This window comes from Kitasatospora sp. NPDC057542 (genome assembly GCF_042801945.1).
In the GTDB taxonomy this organism is placed as follows: Bacteria; Actinomycetota; Actinomycetes; order Streptomycetales; family Streptomycetaceae; genus Kitasatospora.
The window spans coordinates 1-3,530 of sequence record NZ_JBHVFE010000669.1; the positions used below are offsets into that span (position 1 = coordinate 1).

At 73.5% G+C, this 3,530-nt stretch carries 4 protein-coding genes; all 4 read right to left on the reverse strand.

The genetic code is table 11. The features are described from left to right. Positions 1-38 precede the first annotated feature (38 nt). From aroQ to aroC, 4 genes are read right to left on the reverse strand one after another with little or no spacing between them, the layout of a single operon-like run. A complete protein-coding gene (gene aroQ / locus ACFU7Y_RS41795) occupies positions 39-467 on the reverse strand; it encodes a type II 3-dehydroquinate dehydratase (RefSeq protein ID WP_224284021.1) in 429 nt (142 codons plus the stop codon). 8 nt (positions 468-475) lie between these two features. Then, complete coding sequence (gene aroB, locus ACFU7Y_RS41800) at positions 476-1,567, reverse strand: 3-dehydroquinate synthase (RefSeq protein WP_224284020.1); 1,092 nt, start codon at positions 1,565-1,567, stop codon at positions 476-478. Beyond that, a complete protein-coding gene (locus ACFU7Y_RS41805; RefSeq protein ID WP_380771645.1) occupies positions 1,560-2,147 on the reverse strand; it encodes a shikimate kinase in 588 nt (195 codons plus the stop codon). The genes aroB and ACFU7Y_RS41805 overlap by 8 nt, the downstream gene beginning before the upstream one ends. After that, positions 2,147-3,331, reverse strand: a complete 1,185-nt coding sequence (aroC, locus tag ACFU7Y_RS41810) for a chorismate synthase (protein ID WP_224284018.1) — start codon at positions 3,329-3,331, stop codon at positions 2,147-2,149. Before aroC ends, ACFU7Y_RS41805 begins: the two co-directional genes overlap by 1 nt. Positions 3,332-3,530 lie beyond the last annotated feature (199 nt).

Genomic DNA, 3,530 nt, shown 5'->3' on the forward strand with positions numbered 1-3,530 from the left:
AGCGGGCACAGTCCGCTGCCGGGCCACCGCCCGTACCCTCAGCGGGTGGTGAGCTGCTCGGCCAGCGCGCGCAGTGCCAGCTCGTAGGAGCCCAGCCCGAATCCGGCGATGGTGCCGGAGGCCACCGCGGCGATCACCGAGGTGTGCCGGAAGGTCTCCCGGGCGTACGGGTTGGAGATGTGCACCTCGATCAGCGGCGCGGTGCGCTGCGCCGCGGCGTCCCGCATCGCGTACGAGTAGTGCGTGAACGCACCGGGGTTGATCACCACCGGCACCCGGCCGTCCGCCGCCTCGTGCAGCCACTCCACCATCTGCTGCTCGGAGTTGGTCTCGTGCACCTCGACCTCGAAGCCGAACTCCTTGCCCAGCGCGGTGCAGCGCTCGACCAGTCCGGCGTACGAGGTGGCGCCGTAGACGTCCGGCTCGCGGCTGCCCAGCCGGCCCAGGTTGGGGCCGTTGAGGACCATCACCCTGGTCACGCGGAGACCTCCGCGTACGCGGCGACCAGCAGCGACGGGTCGGGGCCCTCCAGCACGGAGGTCTTGCCCAGGCCGTCCAGCACGATGAAGCGGATCAGGTCGCCGCGCGACTTCTTGTCGATCTTCATCGCGTCCAGCAGCTTCGGCCAGGCGTCCGCCCGGTAGCTCAGCGGCAGACCGACCGAGGCCAGCACGGTACGGTGCCGGTCGGCCGTCTCGTCGTCCAACCGCCCGGCCAGACGGCCGAGTTCGGCGGCGAAGACCATGCCGATGGAGATCGCCGCGCCGTGCCGCCACTTGTACCGCTCGTTGCGCTCGATGGCGTGGCCGAGGGTGTGCCCGTAGTTGAGGATCTCGCGCCGCCCGGATTCCTTGAGGTCCCCGGAGACCACGTCGGCCTTGACCTGGATGGCCCGGCGGATCAGCTCGACGGTGTGCGGCCCCGCCGGCGACTTGGCGCCCTCCGGGTCGGCCTCGATCAGGTCGAGGATGGCCGGGTCGGCGATGAAGCCGCACTTGATGACCTCGGCCAGGCCGGAGACGTAGTCGTGCCTGGGCACGGTCTCCAGGGTGCCGAGGTCCGCCAGCACGCCCACCGGCGGGTGGAACGCGCCGACCATGTTCTTGCCCTCGGCGATGTTGATGCCGGTCTTGCCGCCGACCGCCGCGTCGACCATGCCGAGCAGCGTGGTGGGCATGGAGATCCAGCGCACCCCGCGCAGCCAGGTGGCGGCGACGAAGCCGGCCAGGTCGGTGGTGGCGCCGCCACCGAGGCCGACGATGACGTCGCTGCGGGTGAAGCCGGTCTGCCCGAGCACCGACCAGCAGTACGCGGCGACCTCGGCGCTCTTGGCGTCCTCGGCGTTGGGCACCTGCAGCGCGATGGCCTCGTAGCCCTCGCCGAGCAGGTCCTCGCGGATCGCGTCGGCGGTGGCGGCCAGCGCCTCCGGGTGGATGATCGCGACCCGCTTCGCCCGGGCGCCGATCAGCGGCGCCAGCTCGCCGAGCAGCTGGTGCCCGATCAGCACGTCGTACGGGTCGTGGCCGGCGCTGCCGCCGACGTGGATCCTGACGGTGGTGTCAGTCATGGGGGGTCTTCAGCTCCAGTGCTTCCAGTACGGCGTCCGCGACCTGCTCCGGGCTGCGCCCGGCGGTGTCGACCACGGCGGTGGCCACCTCCAGGTAGAGGGGGCGGCGGGCCTCCATCAGCTCGCGCCAGCGGGCCCGCGGGTTGATGGCCAGCAGCGGGCGCGGGGCGTCCAGGCCGACCCGCTTGACCGCGTCGGCCAGCGGGACCTCCAGGAAGACCACCGGCAGCTCGCGCAGCAGCGTGCGGGTGGCCTCGGCCAGCACCGCGCCGCCGCCGAGCGCCAGGATCCCGTCGTGCCCCTCGGCCGCCGTGCGCCCGGCGGCCGCCTCCAGCGCGCGGAAGTGCGGCTCGCCCTCGTCGACGAAGATCTCCGGGATGGGCTTTCCGGCCGTCGCCTCGATGTCGGCGTCGGTGTCCCGGAAGCCGACACCCAGGCGCTCGGCCAGGACCCGCCCGACGGTGGACTTGCCACTGCCGGGCGGGCCGACCAGCACGACAACGGGCGAATTACCCCCGGCCCCCGCTTCGCTCGGCCGGTGGCTTCGCCAGGAGGCCCCTTCTTCTGGCCGCTCGCTCATTATCGGACGATCAGGTTGTCGAGGTAGCCCTGGACGTTGCGCCGGGTCTCGGAGACGTTGTCGCCGCCGAACTTCTCGTTCACGGCGTCCGCCAGCACCAGCGCGACCATCGCCTCGGCGACGATGCCCGCGGCCGGCACCGCGCAGACGTCCGAGCGCTGGTGGTGCGCCTTGGCCGGCTCACCGGTGCGCACGTCCAGGGTCTGGAGCGCCCGCGGCACGGTGGCGATCGGCTTCATCGCGGCGCGCACCCGCAGCACCTCGCCGGTGGACAGGCCGCCCTCGGTGCCGCCGGAGCGGCCGGAGGTGCGCTTGACGCCCTCGGGGGTGGGGACGATCTCGTCGTGCGCCTCGGAGCCCGGCACCCGGGCCAGGTCGAAGCCGTCGCCGACCTCGACGCCCTTGATCGCCTGGATGCCCATCAGCGCGGCGGCCAGCCGCGCGTCCAGCCGGCGGTCCCAGTGCACGTGCGAGCCGAGGCCCACCGGCACGCCGTACGCCAGCACCTCGACCACGCCGCCCAGGGTGTCGCCGTCCTTGTGGGCCTGGTCGATCTCGGCGACCATCGCCTTCGAGGCCTCGGCGTCCAGGCAGCGCACCGGGTCGGCGTCCAGCCGGGCCTCGTCCGAGGGCAGCGGCAGCACGCCGGCCGGCGCCTTGGCGGCGGCCAGCTCGACCACGTGGCTGACGATCTCGATCCCGGCCACCTCGCGGAGGTACGCGCGGGCGACGGCGCCCAGCGCGACCCGGGCGGCCGTCTCGCGGGCGCTGGCGCGCTCCAGGATCGGCCGCGCCTCCTCGATCGAGTACTTCTGCATGCCGGCCAGGTCGGCGTGACCGGGCCGGGGGCGGGTGAGCGCCTCGTTGCGGGCCAGGCCCGCCAGCACCTCGGGGTCGACCGGGTCGGCCGACATGACCTGCTCCCACTTCGGCCACTCGGTGTTGCCGACCATGATCGCGACCGGGCTGCCCATGGTCAGACCGTGCCGGACGCCGCCGAGGAAGGTCACCTCGTCCTGTTCGAACTTCATTCGCGCCCCGCGGCCGTAACCGAGCCGGCGGCGCGCCAGCGCGTCGGCCACCACGTCGGTGGTGACCGGTACACCGGCGGGCAGGCCTTCCAGCGTCGCGACGAGTGCGGGACCGTGCGACTCCCCCGCCGTCAGCCAGCGCAACGTACCCAACGGAGCTCCTTCATCAGCGGACCGGACCTCGGCACCGCCGGGGCCCGCCCGGGCGTGCCTTGTGCCTGAATCCTTTCATGCCCCAGCAGCACCTGGGGGCACAGTCCGCGTGACGGACGGCAACCGGCCACGATCCGGCCGGGAACGGCCCCGGAACCCGCCGGAGGGCGGGCCGGGCGCCCGGCCGTAGGACCGGGCG

Bases quoted from the DNA above. Each gene is read 5' to 3' on its own strand.
- aroB (WP_224284020.1), bottom strand. From the start codon at position 1,567: ATGACTGACACCACCGTCAGGATCCACGTCGGCGGCAGCGCCGGCCAC.
- ACFU7Y_RS41805 (WP_380771645.1), bottom strand. From the start codon at position 2,147: ATGAGCGAGCGGCCAGAAGAAGGGGCCTCCTGGCGAAGCCACCGGCCG.
- aroQ (WP_224284021.1), bottom strand. From the start codon at position 467: ATGGTCCTCAACGGCCCCAACCTGGGCCGGCTGGGCAGCCGCGAGCCG.